Source organism: Virgibacillus sp. LDC1 (assembly GCF_025792345.1).
Classification (GTDB): domain Bacteria; phylum Bacillota; class Bacilli; order Paenibacillales; family Paenibacillaceae; genus Paenibacillus_AQ; species Paenibacillus_AQ lautus.
The window spans coordinates 68,084-87,658 of the sequence record NZ_JAOXLZ010000007.1 but is presented as its reverse complement, the minus strand read 5'-3'; the positions used below and the strand labels follow the sequence as shown (position 1 = coordinate 87,658).

Sequence of the window (19,575 nt, the reverse complement as noted above, 5' to 3'; positions counted from 1 at the left end):
AACCTTCAGGAGTGCAAGCACTCCATCAAGTCCGCTCGACTTGCATGTATTAGGCACGCCGCCAGCGTTCGTCCTGAGCCAGGATCAAACTCTCCAATAAAGTTTGACTTGCTCATTTCAAAGCTAACGTATTAACGTTTGCTTATGTTACATTGACGTGATCCATTTGTTCAGTTTTCAAGGAACTTGTTGGCTGCTTTGCCGATCATTTTCAATCAGCAGCGCAGGTTTATATCTTATCAAGTAATTAACTTGATGTCAACACTTTTTTTCGACGCCGTTCGACAAGCTCCAAAAGCTTTCGTCAAAAGCGACAGTTAGTAATATACCATGATACAAAAGATATAGCAAGCATTTTTAAAAGAAAATATGTAAAGTTTCGCATAACATCGATCCTATCATGATTTATATCTTATAGAGATCGATATTTAACCCAGTCTGTAGGCAGCCTTGCTATGAATGTGCTTAATCATAGACCTCAAATTTCTGAAGTATCATCTCGAAATGTAATTGATTTCCTATAGAAAAGGTTTTAAGGTTAGTTCATCGCTTTTTAACAGACCGACCATATCTATAAGAAAGGAGTTCGCCGAATGGCAGACAAAAGCATCGCTCTCCAGAAGCCAAAAGAGACTCCAAGTCCTGCGCACGGAGAGGCACATCAGGCCACCGTATATAAAATTCTGATCGCCATCAGTTTCGTGCATTTGTTTAATGATTCAATTCAGTCCGTGATTCCTGCAATCTTTCCTATATTAAAGGATAATCTGCTGCTTACCTTTACGCAGATCGGTTGGATCTCCTTCGCTATTAATTTTACTTCATCCATTATCCAGCCAGTTATCGGGTACGCCGCGGATCGAAGGCCGACACCGATTCTGCTTCCGATCGGTATGTGTTTCACGTTTGCAGGTGTATTCATTCTTGCATATGCACATACATACATCCTGGTTCTGTTCGCCGTCGTTCTGATCGGATTAGGCTCTGCGACCTTCCACCCTGAGGGAATGCGGGTCGCACATATGGCTGCAGGCATGCGAAAAGGGTTATCCCAATCCATCTTTCAAGTAGGTGGCAATGCCGGACAGTCACTTGCCCCGCTTTTGACACGATACATTTTCGTACCGTTCGGACAGTTTGGCGCGATCGGTTTCACCTTCGTTGCCGCGGCTGGTATCATCGTGCAATCCTATGTTGCCCATTGGTACCACGGCATGCTGAAAGCTGGTTACACGTTTAAAAAGAAAACTGCCGGACGCATGCTCGATCCCGCTCGCCGGAAAAGCGTACGTAATGCAACGCTGGTTCTCGTCATTCTCGTGTTTATCCGCTCCTGGTATGGCGCAGCCATCAGCAGCTATTATGCCTTCTACCTCATGGATGCATACAAGATCACGATTGATAATGCTCAGATCTATATTTTCCTGTTTCTCGCTTCCGGAGCTGTAGGCACCTTCTTCGGCGGTCCGCTGGCCGACCGCTTTGGCCGCCGCAATATGATCATGCTCTCCATGATCGGCACGGCACCCATTGCGTTGATTCTGCCGTTCGCCTCCCCGTTCTGGGCGGCTGTATTGCTGCTGATCGGCGGATTTGTCCTGTTGTCCAGTTTCTCGGTTACCGTCGTGTATGCCCAAATGCTGCATCCTGGCAATATCGGTACAGTATCCGGGCTGATCACCGGGTTTGCTTTTGGCATGGGCGGGATCGGTTCGCTTGTGCTCGGTAATCTCGGGGATGCTTGGGGAATCGGCAATGTCATGATTGCCGTCGGCTTCCTGCCGCTGCTTGGTCTGCTTGCCCTGCTTCTTCCGGGTGACGACAAGCTGGATCAGTGGTCGAGGGATTAATTGATATGAGAAAAAACACTCATCGGCTGCACTTTGCGTGCGTCTGGTGAGTGTTTTTCATTTTATTTTTTTGACGAGTTTGATGAACCAGTACAGGAATATCCAGGGAAGCACGTACTTCGTCAGCCACTCGATGCTCATGCGAATCATTCCAGCAGCATCCTCAGCCGCGATATCCCCGAGCACGGAAACCATAATAAAAAATAGAACTATTGCAATGGTTACATAGAACACTGTATTATATTTCATTCCCTTCCTCCTTTCATCCGACTTCACACGCTACCGAAATATTACATATCACGGGATGTATAATCAACATTTTTGTTGACGGTTCCAATAAACGAGGGCCAACTTTAAAAGGAGCAACGATGTTAGCATTGTAATACACTGTATCAAAGCGAGCGTCATTAAAAAGAGGAGATGCCCTGTCAAAATCGCATGACATGGAGCAGCTCCTCTTTTGCTTAACCACGATTGTATCCTAGATGAATCTGTTTAGGCTTTCATCAGATTTTGTTCAGATAATCCAGCAAACGGTACACAATCACGGATACCTGAGCCCGAGTGGAAGTCTCACCAGGCGCAAAGCGGTTGCCATTCACTCCCTTCACCAGACCTTGGTTTACAGCAAAGGCTACGGCTGCACGCGCATCCTCCGAAATTAGATTCGTATCGTTGAATGACAATGAGCCTGAGTCGGAGTCAATCTTCAACGCTTCCGCGATCATGACCACCATATCCTCACGGGTCAGCGGATTCTTCGCCCCCGCTTCTTTGCTGCGTGTCTCCCAATCGATGCCTGTCTCGAAAATACGATCAAGCAGCGTCGCAAATTCGGCACGGGTCACCGCATTGTTCGGAGAGAACCGGCCTGCACCTGTACCGTTCGTAATATGCTGCGAGGCAGCAACCTCAATCTCATCCTTAGCCCAGTGGCTGACGATGTCGTTAAAGGTCACGTTATTCTCGGCAGCCACATATGAACCAGGACCGTTAATACGGAACGTGATCGATCCACGCGCAGCCGATTGCAGCAATCCAGCGGATTGCAGGTCCCCTTTTTCCGATTGCACGTAGGCACCTACCTTGCGCGCATCCTTCACTTTTGTTGGGTCATAGTTCAATGTCAACAGAAGTGGGTGTTTAAACTTATCCCCATGCTTGATCGAAACGATCGGGGATACAGCGTTCAATGTGTTTTCGGATCCCGCTTTGCTTGCAGCTACGGAAACCGCTAAGCTGAATCCGCTGCTCGTAGTGAAATCATCCAAGGTATCGGCAGGCACCGTCAAGGTAAAACCGTTACCTGTAATAACAAGCGGCTTGCCTGATGCTTTCAGCTTATCCACGGCAGCCTTACCGAGGGTAAGGGCTACATCGCTATATTTGCTGAAATCCAGCTTCGATACGTCCAGCTTCACTTCTTTGCCGTCTCCGCTAATTCCTGCCGTAACCACTGCTTCAGACAGAGCGGCCGTTGCTGACTCGGTACCATCCGCATTTTTCTTCGTGGTTACTTTGGCATCCCCCGATACTTCAGGAGCCGGAGTTGACGGAGTTCCCGTGGAACCTCCACCGGAGGATGAGCCTCCACCGCCGCCGGATCCGCCACCTGGGTTACCTGGATCAGGGTTGCCTGGTCCAGGCGCGCCCGTCAGCTGCAGGTCAACCGTCGCTTTTCCTTCAAGACCTTGACGGTCTTTGACGGAAAGCTCAACGGTATAGTTGCCTGAAGATAATCCGTCTAAGGCAATGTTAAATCCGCCATCCTGCTCGACATCGAAACTACCTTGCTTGGCAACGGTTTTGTTAGCTCTTTTAATGACATAACTGGCATCCAGCCATTCGCTAACGTCAAAATCAATGGCCCATTCATCCCACATCGCTGGAGCAGCCGTTACATAGAGGTCATCGACCGTTCCGGATAATGCAGGATGGTTCTTGCCGGAAATTTTAACATCAAGCTCGGTTTTGATCTCAGGTGCCGCTCTCTTCACGAAGAAAGGAATCGTCGCATAATCCGAGTGGACTACGAGATCGGTATCCAGGGATAAAAGCTCGATCGAATACAATCCGTCCTGAACCTCTACCTCTTTCTCGGTCTCATAATCGGCATATTTCCCGTTCCAGCCGATCGTAAATGAGGTGTTGGCATCAAAATAGGCTTCTGCACCAAATATTTGGCCAATAATACCGTCGCCGTCAACACCCGCTCCTGGATTAAGACTGTCATACAAGTCCACGATGACAATCTGCATCGGATTGTAAAATTCGAAAGCCAGGTTGAGCTTGCCCAATTCACCCGTCTCGGTTAACGGAACATGCGGTAAGTAGTTTTCGGTATCACTGTAGGCTTTCGTATACTTCACGCCGGTGATCTCAAGATTAAAGTACGCAACATACGGAACCGAATAAGTATGGGTACCATTCGTAAAGGTAATATAGCCTTGCTGTTCCGATACGCCCTCTATCCCTTCCGGCACTTGGAGAGTTACCGTGAGTTCTTCTTGACCGTTGAGGGTAAAGGTGCTTTTATCCGTTTCTACACTTACCCCCGGCGTGACCTGCGTGTTATTGATTTGCACATTAAAAGTCCCGCCCGCATTTCCAATACTCTCTACTTTTATTTTTTTCTGAACGGTCTTAGCAGCTTTTCCGGTAAAATTACCAAAATTAATGCTTCCGGTAATGTTCTCCTTTTGGTTAGCTGATCCATTCTCCTGATACGAAGTCTTGTCCAGGACCTTCACCAGAGCCTCTGCCTGGATGGTATGGAGTGCTTGTACGCGCCCGGCTCCTTGATCCGTTACATCGTAAGACTCGGTATTCAGTACTTTGGCGTTGTTCATCAGTGCGACTTTGACATCGAATGGAGTCCAATCGTTATGTTTCTCCAAAATGAGAGCCGCAAGCCCGGCCACATGCGGGGATGCCATACTGGTACCTGTAAAGCGATCATAGGATTGGCTGTAATCTGCATCTGCAATGTCTTTCCCGTAGGCCGGAACGGATGACAAAATGCTCGTTCCCGTTGCTACAACGTCTGGCTTAATGTCCAGCGTCTTTTTAGCCGGGCCACGCGAGCTGGAATCATTAATTTCATCGCCGGCGGTTCGGTTTTTAATAAAATCCGTAAAATTCACTTTCAGATCCGGGTTGGCATCGAGCAGCGACTTGATATAATCGCCGTCTTCTTTGCTCATACTAAAGGTTGGGATGAAGGCAAAGCTGTCCCCAAGTAAAACACCAATTGGCCCAGGGTTCTGATTGAATACAATGACGCCCGTCGCGCCTGCTGCCTTCGCATTGGCGATTTTATCGACAAAGGCGAGCTCGCCGCGTTTAATCAAAGCGATTTTGCCCGTAACGTCTTTATCTGCGAAATCCTCGGGTTTGCCCAGATCGGCATAAACCAGTTCAAAATCTCCATCCAGAGCGACTTCTGGATCCTCTGCGAGATTCCAAGCCATTAATTCAAGCTTATACGTAGCATCTACCACCGTAGCCGGAGCGTTAACGTCTGCCGGAGGCACCTCTTCATCCTCGATAGATTCAACAGGGACTTCATCAGTGACCGGCCCCTCTTCTGGGCCATCACCTGATTGAACTGGCGTGGCATCCTGCTCCGTATCAACGGAAGGCGTTGTCTCATCGATTGGTGATGCAACTTCAATCGATGTTGGCCCAACTGCTTCGTCTGCCTGTGCTCCTACATCCGTCTGCTCTTCAGGTGTAACGGGTTGTGTTGGCTCTGCTCCAAGCTCCAACGGCCCCTTATTGTTATCAATTGGCTCAACCGGCAATTCCGCCTCCGTGAAAAAGTGCGATGTTGCCGCCATTTCGTCACTTGGACCCGTTGAGTTTCCTACCGTAATCGGAAAAGCCGCCGCCCCCGGCGATCCAACCGTCCAGCGGTTAGGTCCTGAATTGCCGCTTGCAACGACGGGCGTGACACCAGCCAGCGCAGCATTGTTGAGGGCTACGGACGTTACATAGTCCGGATCATTGCGGGAATTGCCCAGGGAGAGGTTGATTACATCCATTCCGTCCTGAACGGAACGGTCAATACCGCCCAGTACCCAGCTGGAATACCCGCTTCCGTACGGTCCAAGAACGCGGTAAGCATAGATATCAGCCTCGGGTGCAATGCCCACGACTCCATATTCGCCCACATCGCGGGCTCCGATGGTACCCGCTACGTGCGTTCCATGATCCGTCCAGTACGTGCTTCCCCTGTCATCGACCTGTGGGGGATTGGAAGGGTCATTCTCCCAGTCGAGCGGAGTCGTCTCATAGGGATCATTATCATTGTCGACGAAGTCATATCCACCCTTATAAGCATCCTTCAAAACAGGGTGTACGTAATCAATACCCGTATCGATCACGCCTACTTTAACGCCTTTACCTGTATAACCGAGATCCCATACTTCCGGAGCACCGATGAACGGCCCCGTATCCTTCATGTATGGATTCACTTCTCCCTTCGGTCCAACCGTTACCTCCAGATCGGGATATACACCTAGAACGCCAGGGAGATCAAGCAGCGCTTCAACCTTGCTGCCGTCGATCTCCATGGACACCCCGTTGAATGCGTAACTATATTGCTCCGAAATTTCGTGCGTTATATTCTTCGTGTTCAGGCTGCGTATAAAAGTCTGCTGCTCCAATTGCACCTGTGCCTCAACCTTCGCCTCTGCGGAAGAACTAAAGGATTGACCCTGAATAGAGGAAAGTCCTTTGGCTAAGGCCACTGGCTCAGTAGACAGCTCTACAATGACTCTTGTAGGACCCCCGGCAGATTTCTGCAGGCTTTGTTCAAGCACCGGAAACTCCGCAAGCTTAGCTCGCTGTTTCAGAATATCCTTTATCTGCCTAGCTTCATCGGCACTGAGCTGATTGTCCAGCTCGACTTGCCGTTCTGACGGAGCGGCCCCAGCCGCTGGTGCAACGAGTGATAGCGTTAATAAAAAACTTAGTAGTGCGGACCATAACTTTTTACTCAAGGCTTTGCCCCTCCCATAAGATAGATTTCCCAATCACATTAGGGTCTGGGATGTCATCAGCATATCTGTGCTGCCTTTCGATGGTATCCACTCCTTTCGGCATTAGACTGACCCGTGGTAAATTATTCTAGATTCTAAAATTAGATTCCTCCATCCTTTTCTGTATGTTTTTGTTAAGTTTAGTCGAATGTATAGGAGGTTTTGACGAATGCCAGGAAACGTCATAGATTCAAGGGAATTAAGGCTTACATAGAAAGTAAGGGAGGAGAAAGGAAATCGAGGAAAAAGAAAAACCGAGGCTATGAAATAGCCTCGGTTTCTAAGGGGTCCAACTGATTCTGCAAGATATATCCAGGTTGTATTATGATTCGTCTAGCAATCGCACGAACTCTTCTTCATCCTCCAGGATGTCGATGCCGAGCTGCTGGGCTTTGGCCAGTTTGCTGCCGGCTTTCTCGCCTGCAATGAGGAGGTCGGTTTTCTTGGACACGCTGCCGGTGACTTTGGCGCCGAGCGCTTCCAAGCGTTCGGTCGCCTCTTCTCGGGTCAGCAGATGGAGGGTGCCTGTCAGCACGACCGTTTTACCGCTGAAGTAGGAATCGGTGCTCACCGGCTTCGGTGCTTCCGGCGCTTTTGCTTGGACACCCAGCGAGAGCATCTTCTGAATGCTTGCTTGGGCAAACGGGTCCGCGAAGTATCCGGCAATGCTTTCGGCCACGATGCCGCCCACGTCCGGCAGCTCGACCAATTCTTCTGCGGTTGCCGCCATCACGCGGTTCAGATCGCGGTAGTGATCGGCCAGCATTTTGGTTGTGGATTTGCCGGTATTCGGTATACCCAGTGCGAAGAGGAACGATGCAAGATCCCGCTCCTTACTCTTCTCAATGGCATCCAGCAGGTTCTGGGCTTTTTTCTCGCCGAAGCGCTCCAGCTTCAGCAAGCTATCAAAAGATAACGTGTAAAGATCAGCCGGTTCTCTCACGCCCAGTTCGTCGTATAACTGGATCGCGGTTTTGTCGCTGAATGTCTCAATGTCCATGGCATCCCTGGAAGCAAAATGCGTGATCCGGGCCACGATTTGCGGTTTGCACCCTGTCTTGTTGTTGCAGAAGAGATGAGCGCCGCGCTGCTCCAGCGGGAATCCGCAGGATGGACACTGTTCCGGATACAGGATCTCTTCTCCGTCCTGCTCCTCCGTTACTTTGCCGAGGATCTCGGGAATAACGTCATTCGAACGGCGAATGAAGACTCTGGAGCCCAGCGCGAACTTGAGGTTCTTGCGCTCAATATCCCCGATATTGTTCAGCGTACAATTTTGCACCGTGACCCCGGCAAGCTCAACAGGCTCTACCCGCGCTAACGGCGTGATTTTTCCGGTCCGTCCCACATTCCAGGTAACCGACTGCAGCACGGTCGTGGTTTCTTCCGCTTCGAATTTATAAGCGACTGCCCAGCGCGGGAATTTGTCGGTATATCCAAGAGCTTCGCGAATGCGGAAATCGGTCACCTTCACAACTGCTCCGTCAATAAGATAATCGAGCTCGGAACGGCGTTTCTCGATATCGGCCAATTGCTCCATCACGTCATCAAACTGCTCAAAATAGAAAATGTATGGATTGACCTTGAGCCGGTTCTCGCGCAGGAAATCCATCATCTCCTTGTGATCGGCAAAAGTGATTCCATCCGAATAACCTACATTATAGAAGTAAGCGTTCAGTTTACGCTCAGCCGTCACCTTCGGATTAAGATTGCGGAGTGCCCCTGCGGCGGCATTACGCGCGTTTTTGAGCGGCTCGGCCGCGGTTTGATTGTATTTGTCCAGCACGGACAGGTTCATGATACCTTCGCCCTGTACTTCAATCGTACCTGCTGTGTACGGGATCGTCATCGGCACCGACTTGATGGTTTTCACCTGAGCCAAAATACCTTCGCCAACTACACCATTGCCCCGTGTCGACGCCTGAACCAGCTTGCCGTCCTGATAGGTCAGATTCAGGGTGAGCCCGTCAAACTTCAGCTCCAGTGCATAACAAGGATTCGGCAGAGGATTGCCGGGATTCTTCGTATTGTAGTCATTGACCAGCCTGACGACGCGATCATGCCAGGTACGGAGCTGCTCAATGTTCTGAGCCTTATCGAGACTCCATAACGGAGCCAAATGGCGGTGCGGGGCAAAACCCTTCAAAATCTCCCCGCCCACCCGCTGGGTCGGAGAATCCGGAAGTGTCACTCCGGTCTCGGCCTCCAACGCTACCAGCTGGTCGTACAGGGCGTCATATTCCTTGTCGCTTACAAGCGGCTGATCCAGCGTGTAGTAATGGTAATTGTAATTGTTCAGCTCCGCAATGAGCTTCTCCATCTTTTCCTTGAAATCCATGCAGGGGCAATCCTCCTTCAATAATATAAGGCCATTATAGGTTGGGTTGTGACTTATGTGGACTGTTGTTCAACCATTGTATTACATTGTTGTCCAAACATCCTGCTCTTAACATGCAGCAATTGCCATCGTCCGCGGCTACTCCACCTTCGTAATCGGCGCGAAGCCGGCAAGCAGACGTTTCACGCCCACAGGCGCCGGGAATGCAATCTGCAATTCCATGTCGTTGCCACTGCCTTTTACTGCTACAATCGTACCAGTTCCCCATTTGCCATGGGCTACTTTGTCGCCGGCTTTAAATTCCCCGCTGCCGGAAGCGGCCGCTGAACGGGATACAGCACCGGTTGTCATCGTCACCCGGCTCTTCGGTGCGGCTTGCGCGGATGCCGTCGAACCGCTGAGGGAGAGGTCCACGCTACGGCTTCCCCCAAAGTTGCTGCCTCCACCGCCGCCGAAGCCGCGTCCTGCATAAGATCCGCCCACATTGCCCCCGCTACCACGGCGGTATCGGTCATGCGCCATCTGAGTGTCTTCCTTCAGCTCTTCCGGGATTTCCTCCAGGAAGCGTGAAGGCGGGTTCGCCGTCGTGCGGCCAAATAGCGTACGCATGCGTGCACAGGACAGGAACAGCTGCTTCTCTGCTCGCGTGATGCCTACATAAGCAAGCCGGCGCTCCTCTTCCAGCTCTTCGTTATCCATAAAGGCACGGCTGTGTGGGAATACCCCTTCCTCCATGCCGATAATGAACACGACCGGGAACTCCAGACCTTTGGCACTGTGCATCGTCATGAGTACGACAGCGTCGTCACGGTCTTCTTCGTCATCGTTCATCGAATCGATGTCCGCGATCAGCGCAAGATCCGTAAGGAAGGAAATGAGGGATTTATCCTCGTTATTCTTTTCAAACTCTTGCGTCACCGACAGGAACTCGTCGATGTTCTCAAGACGGGATCTGGATTCGATTGTATTCTCGTTTTGCAGTTCGAGGCGGTATTCGGACATCTCGAGTATTTTTTCCGTAAGCTCAGTGACCGACAGAAACTCGACCATTCGGCTGAGCGCGGCAATCATGTCGTAGAAGCCGACCAGCGCGTTGCGCGTCCGTCCGGCAAAACCGAGGTCGTCCACGATTTCCAGCACGCGGAAGATCGAGATGCCCCGCTCTGCGGCTGCAGCCGCCAGCTTCGCGACGGTTGTGTCCCCGATGCTTCTTTTTGGCACATTAATGATCCGCGTCAAGCTGATATCGTCGTCCGGATTGGAAATCAGGCGAAGATAAGCAAGCATGTCCTTGATCTCTTTGCGATCATAGAACTTAATGCCCCCGACGATCTGGTATGGAATATCCGACTTGATCAGAATTTCCTCGATCACCCGGGACTGCGCATTGGTCCGATACAGAATCGCGTGGTCCTGATAGTTCTTGCCGTCCTTGATGTTCTTGCTAATTTCCGAGGTCACAAAATACCCCTCATCATGCTCCGTATCCCCGCGGAACACCTTAATCTTTGGTCCTTCACCTTGCTCGGTCCACAGATTCTTCGGCTTGCGGCCTGTATTCAGGCCAATGACATTGTTGGCAGCGTTCAAAATATTCGCAGTAGAACGGTAATTCTGCTCCAGCAGAATCGTCCGCGCCTCGGGATAATCCTGCTCAAAATTCAGGATGTTCGTGATATCCGCGCCACGCCAGCGGTAGATCGACTGATCGCTGTCACCGACAACGCAGATACGGTGATGGCTGTCCGCCAGCATGCGACAGAGCATGTACTGCGCCCGGTTGGTATCCTGGTATTCGTCCACGTGGACATACTGGAATTTGCGCTGGTAGAAATCGAGAACCTCCGGCACTTCCTTAAACAGCTGAATCGTGGTCATGATCAGATCGTCGAAATCAAGCGAATTGTTGCTCTTCAAGCGTTTCTGATATTCGGTGTATGCCTTGGCTACAAGGGATTCAAAATAGTCTCCGGCTTTCTGTTCATACTGCTGCGGGGAGATCAGCTCATTCTTGGCCGCGCTCATGGCGGCTTGAATCGCCTTCGGCTCGAATTTCTTCGGATCGATGTTGTGCTGCTTCATCACGTTCCGAATAACGGACAGCTGATCGGTCGAATCCAAAATACTAAAATTCGAGGTAAAGCCGATCCGTTCAATGTCTTTACGCAAAATCCGCACGCACATCGAGTGGAACGTTGATACCCAGATGTCCTGGCCTTCCCGGCCAACCAGCTTGGATACCCGCTCCTGCATCTCGCGGGCTGCTTTATTCGTAAAGGTAATTGCAAGGATGCTCCATGGTGCGGCTTTGCGCGTGGCGATCAGGTACGCGATCCGGTGCGTCAGCACCCGCGTCTTGCCGGAGCCGGCACCCGCCATAATGAGCAGCGGTCCGTCGGTTGCTTCAACGGCTTGACGCTGCTGTGGATTCAGACGTCTGACGGCGTCGTGTATATCAATGGAATGCATAGTGTTGCCTCCTAATAGGTGTAGATTTGATAAGGGAGAACCTGGTTAAAGGTGAAAAGATGAAAAAAGGTTTCGGTCTGGCAGATCAATTACATTAAAGAGAATGGATAGGGTGTAGTTTGCTGCGTGTCTAAGACACTCTGATTTCTGCGCTGCTTAGCTTAATGAATTACAATATTTAAATGAAATAAATACAGGCTCATCCGTCACAAGACAGATGGAAAAGACACACTAATTATAGAACCTAAGGTTACCGTAACGCGTCTCTATTTTTTTAGCAGATGGAATACAGAAACCACTCAGCCCTTCACGGCCTTGACCGTTTCGAGCGCCTGCACCAGATGTTCGTACACCACGTTGCCCACAACGATCGTATCACTGATAGCTGCAGCCTCCTGTGCCTGCTCGGCATTGGTTATTCCGCCACCGTAGAACAAACGGGCATTATCCAGCGATCTTCGAACCGTACGGACAGTTTCCATATCCCCGAACGTGCCGCTATATTCCAGGTACACAACTGGCAGATTCATCAGCTTGTCCGCGATCTGTGCATAAGCAGCGGCAGCACTCGCTTCAATCGAAGTCTCTGCTCCGGTCAGCTTCGCCACCGCGGCATTCTCGTTCAATACGATATAACCTTCGGTCACAACGAGATCCCACGGGATCATATACCCGTAGTGTTCGATTCCTTCGCGATGCCGGCCCATGATCCAGGTCGGATCCTGCGTATTCATGACCATCGGGACCATATATAGATCAAATCCGGGTACAACGGCTTCCAGATCGGATACTTCCTGCACGCACGGCAGCTCGTAACGTCGAACTCGGGACAGCAGGTCCACGGTATTTTCATAAGTGACTCCGGTTGAGCCTCCGACCATGATGGCATCGGTTCCTGACAAACATACCGCATCAAGGGTCTCGTCATCGATCTCCTTGTCGGGATCCAGCTTAAACACATGCCTCCAGGATTGTATCATCTCTTTCAAGCGTCATTCCTCCACGTTCACGGGTTACTATTATACTAAAATAAGTCTATGCTAGCACGGTAAGCAAGTCAATTTATGTTCGCATAAAATACGAACATTTTTTTTGGTAATTGTGGTTTATCCGTTCAGCCGATATCCGAACCGGGCTGCTGGAAAGGGATTCGGGCGGATATTTCGCTAAAAAATGTCTACCAACGTATAATCCCGGACCACATGACGCACAATCCCAGACATATAGATGGTGGTTTTCTGTGATATCAAGTAGGCCATGCTTCGAAGTTTATCCTTTCTGATAGCATGAAAAAGCCCGCGTCTCTTTTGGAGATAGCGGACTTCGATGTTCAGCTTCACTATATATGAAGAAAAGCCTACTCCATAGACGGGCCATGCAGCATGAATTAAGCCATGCCCCCTCTATGCGAGTCACTTTTTAATGGTATACCTCAGGCTGTTCTGCTCCAACTCCGGCTCTGTCAGCAGGTCCGAGTAAACGCCGTACACGCCCCATTTTTCATAATTGTTCACGGTGTTCGTATCATTGATGGTGTGGACATAGGTCACGGCACCCGCTTGCCTCAGCTTCGCTACGAAATTCGGGCTGACCTTGTACTCCGGCATGGTAACCGCGTCAATGTGGTTCTCCTGTACGAAGGCGGTGATCTCGGCGGGTGAGTCCTGCGTGGCATACAACGTATATATAATCGATTTAAACGGGTAGATGTCCTGAACCATATCCAGCATCGGCTCGTTGTAAATTTGGACGACGACCCGATCCAGAAGTTTCGGATCCCGTTCTTTAGCAGCGTTTACAATCTCCGCGAACAGGTACTGTATATCCCGATTCTTCTGCTCCTTCGTATCCGTCACGATGTAGATATCGGGATGACGCTCCATCATATCCATGATCCCCTCAATATCCATCGGCCGGTATTGCTCCAAAATCGGCGTATTAATAAATTCCTCATGGCTCAGGCGCGCTGCCTGCTTATCATCAGGGAGTTTCTCCTTCTGACCCAGCTGCTGCGTCATGCTCTCCGTCCATTCGTGCCTGGCCACGACTTTGCGATCCTCCGTCAGCATCAAGTCAATCTCAAATACCCGCGTACCTTTCTCATAGTTAACGACCATAGCTTCGTAAGCGTTCGTATAGGGCTGATCGCCGATGCTTCCCATCGCATGAGCAATCAGGCGGTAAGCCGCGAATCCTTGCGGTTCTTCCTCTTCCAACTCCAGATGAGTCAGAAGCAGTATCATTATGGCGGAAAATAATAGAAGGACAGCTGCGATCCGTTTCATGATATCCCCACCCTTTGATTCGTTCATTGCTGTTGCTAGGTAAATACCCGGTTGAAGGGTGGGCAAAACAAATAACCGCCACTTGGGGGCTGCCAAATGACGGAATGAATTATATAAATACTGCTGCTGATCACTAGCTCTTGGTCTTCAAAAGATGAATATACCATTTCAAACCCGCATTGTGGTTAAAAACGCTGACTTTATCCACGACATCAAATAATCCGCAGCTTTCAATCTCGCCAATCTTATGTTCTACCATGAGATAATCAGGATCTTGGGTGTTCTTATGAGAATATAGGGAAGAGATGATGACGCCATCCGGTGTCAGGTAACGAGCATATTCTAACAGCTTGCTTGGGGTATTGGGCACATACTGCAACGATTCATTAAAAACGATGACGTCGTAGCGTTTATGCGGAACATAGTGATTGATGTCTGCGTTCTGGAATTGGTCCCTTGATGTTTTGCCGGATGCGATTCTGATTGCTTCCTCGGACAGGTCAACACCTGTGTAATTCGACTTTTCATTGTCTAACAGCATTTCAAACAATAGGCCGGCTCCGCATCCCATATCCAGAATGCCCTCGTCACCGTTAAACTTTCTGATGTAACCGTACACGACCGAGTATCTGGCATATTCCGTGATGTCCGATAAATAATCCCACATGCGGGATCTGTACTCTTCGTCCCATTGCTCTTGGCTGCTTTCGATGAAATCCTGGACCTTGGCGTTTTCCATATTGATTCCTCCCATAAAATGCTTATTGGATGTGATCCTCCTGATAGGCAAATGAAGCGGCAAATGAAAACACGATCATTTCGAAAACATTAGAAATCCCCGTAACACTGAGATTGGAGCATCATAACTAATCTGCGACTCTACGTAATGGATAATCTAGCAATGCATCGATGAGTCCACTATTTCATTATAATAGTATTACAGTTATATTTTGTAAATCATTCCAGACTACTATTGTCCGCTGTGTTGTACATGCATGTTTAAGTGAGAGGAATGAATCGAATGTCCGAAGTTTTTCTCGGCTATATCACAGACTTACAGGAAGCGACAGCATTCGATATCATTATAAGAGGCGTCGGCACTTGGTAAGCATCTTTAGTCGAAATATGCTTCTAGGACAGGTAAATAAAAGACGCCATCCGGCTCATGCCAGATGACGTCATCATTTAAATTACAATCAATATGCGTTTTTGAATCCGTTGCGGATCGTGCGCAGAATGATTTTGATATCAAACAGAATGGACCAATTCTCGATGTAGAAAATATCGTGCTTGATCCGCTCCTCAATCGAAGTGTCCCCACGCAGGCCGTTGCTCTGCGCCCACCCCGTGATGCCCGGGCGTACGTGGTGTTTCACCATGTACTTCGGAATCTCCTCTTTGAACTGTTCAACGTAATAAGGGCGTTCCGGTCTTGGGCCCACAACGCTCATATGTCCGAACAGGACATTAAAGAACTGCGGCAGCTCATCCAGACTGGTCTTCCGGAGAAACGAGCCGAACTTGGTGCGGCGTGGATCATTCTCCACGGTCCAGCCCGTATCCGGCGCCCCTTCCGGCAGCGGCTTCATCGACCGGAATTTATACATATAAAAGTTCCTGCGGTTCAGCCCGACCCGCTCCTGCTTAAAAATGACGGGTCCCCGGGAGGTTATTCGGATACCGAGGTAAATCCCGATCATCACCGGCAGGGTGAGGATAATCGCCACTAACGAGAATACAATATCAAACGCTCGCTTGAACAGTCGATTTGCTGCTAAATCCAGCGGGATATCACGCACGTTTATCATCGGCATCCCCGCGAAGTTATCAAACACCGGCCGTGCCGGGAGGTAATCGAAAAAGTCCGGGATAATCAGCGTCCGAACACCGGCCTTTTCACATGCGGCGATGATCTCCGGATACTTGTGATGCGCATTTAGCGGAAGTGCTAGTACGACCTCATCGACGAGCTTTTCGTTTAGCACCTTATGTAGATCGCTAACCGAACCGAGAATAGGTTTAAGCCGTCTCGCTTCGATGTCGTCCCACTGCTGGTAATCGTCCAGGAAACCGATGACTTCATACCCCAGCTCCGGGTATTGCTTCAGGTTTTTGAAGAATCTCTTGCCCAGCGTACCTGCACCCACGATGAGCACGAATTGGCGATTGTAGCCTTTTTCCCGAAAATGCTTTAAAGATTTCTTTAAGAAATATCGGTATAGGATAATGAAGGCTACGTTAAGAATCATGTAGATGGCAAGATACCACCGGGAGATATTCACTTCCTTCACGAAGAACATTAAACTCAGGAGGACGAACATCCCAATGAAATGCATCTGGAAAATCTTCATGAACTCGTCAGCAAAGCGTTTTTTCCTCTTCGGTGAGTATAAGGAGATCATGATGCCAACAGACAAGGCTACTGCACCATAAACTAGACTCCACAAAGTATAGGTTTCAAGAGGGAGCGGTTTTTCGTACGGAAACCAGCTGCTCTCAAACTTGATCCACCATGCACACAAAAATGCCAGTTGGATAAAAGCAAAATCGGTAATCATATACAATTTGGTCAAAAAGCCTTGGTTCTGGCGGATCATGATTTCACCTCCACTCCACCTGAAGATTGCGTTATGGTTGCCGGACGAATGGGCTTAAGCCGGTTCATAAGCAAGGATAGGAGCAATTTTAAACCCACGCCTGCATAGACGGCTCCATTAACGAATATGTTGTATTTCTGCCGGTAATGCTTCCGATGAAAAAGTATCATCGCCCGGTGGAACTCATAAATGATCTTGAACGGCCTGCGCCGGGCGCTGCCGCCTTTATAATGGATAATCGTGGTCCGAGGATAATAGTGAATTCCCCATCCCGCCTGCTTGATGCGATAACACCAGTCGATATCTTCCCCGTACATAAAAAACGTCTCGTCCAGCCCGCCTACCTGCTCGATCGTCTCGCGGCGTACCAGCATGAACGCACCAACCAAACAATCCACCGGATACTCGACGTCCGGATTCAAATACCCCAACTGATACTGGTTAAACTCCGGCTTGTTCGGGAACAGCTTGCTGAGCCCAAAAGCATAATAGAAGGACGCTGAAGGCGTCGGGAACCCTCTTTTGCAAGCCTTATCAAGCGAACCGTCCGGGAGGACGATTTTACAGCCGGAAGCACCAATGATCGGATTGTAGTCCATAAAAGCGACCATCGTCTGTATCGTATCCTGCTGGATAATCGTGTCGGAATTTAGCAGCAGCATATATCGCCCTTCCGCCACTTCCATCCCCTGATTGTTGGCTTTGGCAAAGCCGGTATTCTCCGTGTTCTCGATCAACTTGACCTGCGGGAATAACTCCCGAATGGTCTGAACCGACTCGTCCTTCGAGTTGTTATCTATCAAAATGACTTCATATGTATACTCCGTCTCTGATGCAAACACGGATCGCAAACAGTCCACCGTCAGCTGACAAGTATTGTAGTTCACGATTAAAATGCTTAAATCCATTGCATAACGTCTCCTGACAAATATAGTAATCTATCGACATTATAGCATAGTTCATGGGGAAAGAAGGAATATCAGATAATTGATGCTTTAGTTTTTATGAAAGGTGCCCCCTAATATAAGCCAATAATCAAAAAAAGCCTAATCATTAACAGACTAGGCCCTTTTAATTATTCTCATATTCAATCGAGGTATGTCGGATTGCCCTTTACTTCAAGCATAAATCGTTTCAGGGCATCTCTCCAATGAGGTAAGTCAGTTAAACCGTTCGTCCGAATGGACATATTATCAAGAACAGAATTAGTCGGCCTTGGTGCAGGGCGAGGGAATTCTGCAGTTGTGCAAGGAGTTAGTTCGGCTTTCATGGCCAATCCAAGAATCTCTTGATACTCTTCAAAAATCGCCTGGGTGAACTCATACCATGTACATGTTCCCTGATTGGACGCATGATAGATTCCATACTTCTCTGTTAAGGCGAGCTCTAACAAGAAAGAAGCCAAATCCGTTGTGTAGGTGGGTGAACCCTTTTGGTCGTTAACAACCTTTAACAGCGGTTTTTCTTGACCTAGACGGAGCATCGTTTTAACAAAGTTATTCCCTTGCAGTCCGAACACCCATGATGTTCTCACGATAAACCACTTGGAGCAGAGTGTTTGGGTAAGGATTTCGCCGGCTAACTTAGACTTTCCATAAACACTCTGAGGATCAGTCTGGTCGTATTCCACATAGGGCATCTTACCTTGACCGTTAAAAACATAATCCGTGCTAATATAGATCAGTTTGGAGCCTGAAGACTCAGCTGCTGTTGCAAGATTTCGTGTTCCCACGGCATTAATGAGATAGGCCTGATCCATATCAGACTCGGCAGCGTCAACAGCAGTATATGCCGCACAGTGAATGATGCAATCAGGCTTGTTTTCCTTAATGATTTTATGGCATTGAGCCAGGTCAGTGATGTCGAGTTCACTTCTTCCATACCCTAACACATCATGCTTAGAGTCAGTAAATATACGTACAACATCCTTCCCAAGCTGCCCCTGTGCTCCGGTTACAAGCACCCTCATGAATGACCACCCAAACGCTTCCCGTATTGCTTGGTTACATATTCCCTATAAACACCTGACTGAATACGTTGCCACCAATCTTTATTATCCAGATACCACTGAATCGTTTCTTTGATACCCGTCTCGAAATTATGCTTGGGTTTCCAACCAAGTTCATTCATGATTTTCGTTGGATCAATTCCATAACGACGATCATGTCCCGGGCGATCATCTACATAAGAAATCAGAGACTCGGGCTTCCCAAGCTCTTGGAGTATTTTTTGAACGATATGAACATTGGTGCGTTCATTATTTCCGCCTATGTTATACACCTCTCCATTAACGCCTTTGTGTATAACCAGGTCAATAGCACTGCAATGATCTTCAACGTACAACCAATCCCGGATATTCAACCCATCGCCGTAGACAGGTAGCGCTTCATCATTAAGTGCACGGGAGATCATAAGCGGGATTAGCTTTTCTGGAAATTGAAAAGGGCCGTAGTTGTTAGAACAACGTGTAATATTGACCGGGAGTCCAAAGGTCTCGTGATAAGCTCTAACCAGCAGATCTCCTCCTGCTTTACTAGCGGAATATGGACTGTTAGGAGCCAGGGGCGTCTCTTCAGTAAAAAGTCCAGTTTCACCCAGTGACCCATAAACCTCATCGGTTGATACTTGTACAAACTTCGTTACATTATGTTTTTTGGCCGCATCCAACAAAACCTGAGTTCCAAGCACATTAGTGTTCACAAATACTTCTGGCTCTAGAATGCTTCGGTCCACATGAGACTCAGCAGCAAAGTTAACCACAACCTCAATCTGATGCTGCTCAAAAATTTGCTCAACCGCTTCTTTATTCGCGATATCTGCTTTAACAAACGTATAGTTAGCATTATTTTCAACGGATTTGAGGTTCTCCAAATTCCCTGCATAAGTTAAGGCATCCATGTTGATGATCTCATATGTGGGATACTGCTGTAACATGTATATAACAAAATTGCTTCCAATAAATCCAGCACCGCCGGTAACAAGTAGTTTCATTGA

At 48.9% G+C, this 19,575-nt stretch carries 12 protein-coding genes and 1 rRNA gene; 1 reads left to right on the top strand and 12 read right to left on the bottom strand.

The window, feature by feature from the left end; all coding sequences use genetic code 11:
• Nucleotides 1–100, bottom strand: a 16S ribosomal RNA gene (locus OHJ21_RS30760); the annotation flags it as partial.
• A gap of 493 nt (nucleotides 101–593) precedes the next feature.
• Here OHJ21_RS30760 and OHJ21_RS30755 point away from each other — a divergent pair.
• Entirely contained in the window at nucleotides 594–1,850 is a 1,257-nt protein-coding gene (locus OHJ21_RS30755; RefSeq protein ID WP_486022135.1) for an MFS transporter, read from the top strand.
• Nucleotides 1,851–1,907: 57 nt separating this feature from the next.
• Here the strand turns inward: OHJ21_RS30755 and OHJ21_RS30750 are convergent, their stop codons facing one another.
• The 11 genes from OHJ21_RS30750 to rfbB all read right to left on the bottom strand — a co-directional run bounded on the left by OHJ21_RS30750 (nucleotide 1,908) and on the right by rfbB (nucleotide 19,572).
• The gene (locus OHJ21_RS30750) at nucleotides 1,908–2,099 is read right to left on the bottom strand and encodes a hypothetical protein (RefSeq protein ID WP_486022134.1); all 192 of its coding nucleotides are present in this window, start codon (nucleotides 2,097–2,099) and stop codon (nucleotides 1,908–1,910) included.
• A 257-nt stretch (nucleotides 2,100–2,356) separates the two neighbouring features.
• Complete coding sequence (locus tag OHJ21_RS30745; protein WP_486022132.1) at nucleotides 2,357–6,853, bottom strand: S8 family serine peptidase; 4,497 nt, start codon at nucleotides 6,851–6,853, stop codon at nucleotides 2,357–2,359.
• A 361-nt stretch (nucleotides 6,854–7,214) separates the two neighbouring features.
• Nucleotides 7,215–9,230: an NAD-dependent DNA ligase LigA gene (gene ligA, locus OHJ21_RS30740; protein ID WP_486022130.1), complete on the bottom strand. Its 2,016-nt coding sequence runs from the start codon at nucleotides 9,228–9,230 to the stop codon at nucleotides 7,215–7,217.
• 138 nt (nucleotides 9,231–9,368) lie between these two features.
• The gene (gene pcrA, locus OHJ21_RS30735) at nucleotides 9,369–11,699 is read right to left on the bottom strand and encodes a DNA helicase PcrA (protein WP_486022128.1); all 2,331 of its coding nucleotides are present in this window, start codon (nucleotides 11,697–11,699) and stop codon (nucleotides 9,369–9,371) included.
• A 299-nt stretch (nucleotides 11,700–11,998) separates the two neighbouring features.
• Nucleotides 11,999–12,688: a heptaprenylglyceryl phosphate synthase gene (pcrB, locus tag OHJ21_RS30730; protein WP_486022126.1), complete on the bottom strand. Its 690-nt coding sequence runs from the start codon at nucleotides 12,686–12,688 to the stop codon at nucleotides 11,999–12,001.
• A 423-nt stretch (nucleotides 12,689–13,111) separates the two neighbouring features.
• Nucleotides 13,112–13,984 (bottom strand): phosphatidylinositol-specific phospholipase C/glycerophosphodiester phosphodiesterase family protein, encoded by an 873-nt coding sequence (locus OHJ21_RS30725; RefSeq protein ID WP_486022124.1) that lies wholly within the window; start codon nucleotides 13,982–13,984, stop codon nucleotides 13,112–13,114.
• A 133-nt stretch (nucleotides 13,985–14,117) separates the two neighbouring features.
• Complete coding sequence (locus tag OHJ21_RS30720; RefSeq protein WP_100540872.1) at nucleotides 14,118–14,723, bottom strand: class I SAM-dependent methyltransferase; 606 nt, start codon at nucleotides 14,721–14,723, stop codon at nucleotides 14,118–14,120.
• Nucleotides 14,724–15,180: 457 nt separating this feature from the next.
• Nucleotides 15,181–16,581 (bottom strand): undecaprenyl-phosphate glucose phosphotransferase, encoded by a 1,401-nt coding sequence (locus OHJ21_RS30715; RefSeq protein WP_100540873.1) that lies wholly within the window; start codon nucleotides 16,579–16,581, stop codon nucleotides 15,181–15,183.
• Complete coding sequence (locus OHJ21_RS30710; protein WP_100540874.1) at nucleotides 16,578–17,489, bottom strand: glycosyltransferase family 2 protein; 912 nt, start codon at nucleotides 17,487–17,489, stop codon at nucleotides 16,578–16,580. Before OHJ21_RS30710 ends, OHJ21_RS30715 begins: the two co-directional genes overlap by 4 nt.
• Nucleotides 17,490–17,668: 179 nt before the next feature.
• Complete coding sequence (gene rfbD, locus OHJ21_RS30705) at nucleotides 17,669–18,550, bottom strand: dTDP-4-dehydrorhamnose reductase (RefSeq protein ID WP_100540875.1); 882 nt, start codon at nucleotides 18,548–18,550, stop codon at nucleotides 17,669–17,671.
• Nucleotides 18,547–19,572: a dTDP-glucose 4,6-dehydratase gene (gene rfbB / locus OHJ21_RS30700; RefSeq protein ID WP_100540876.1), complete on the bottom strand. Its 1,026-nt coding sequence runs from the start codon at nucleotides 19,570–19,572 to the stop codon at nucleotides 18,547–18,549. Before rfbB ends, rfbD begins: the two co-directional genes overlap by 4 nt.
• Nucleotides 19,573–19,575 lie beyond the last annotated feature (3 nt).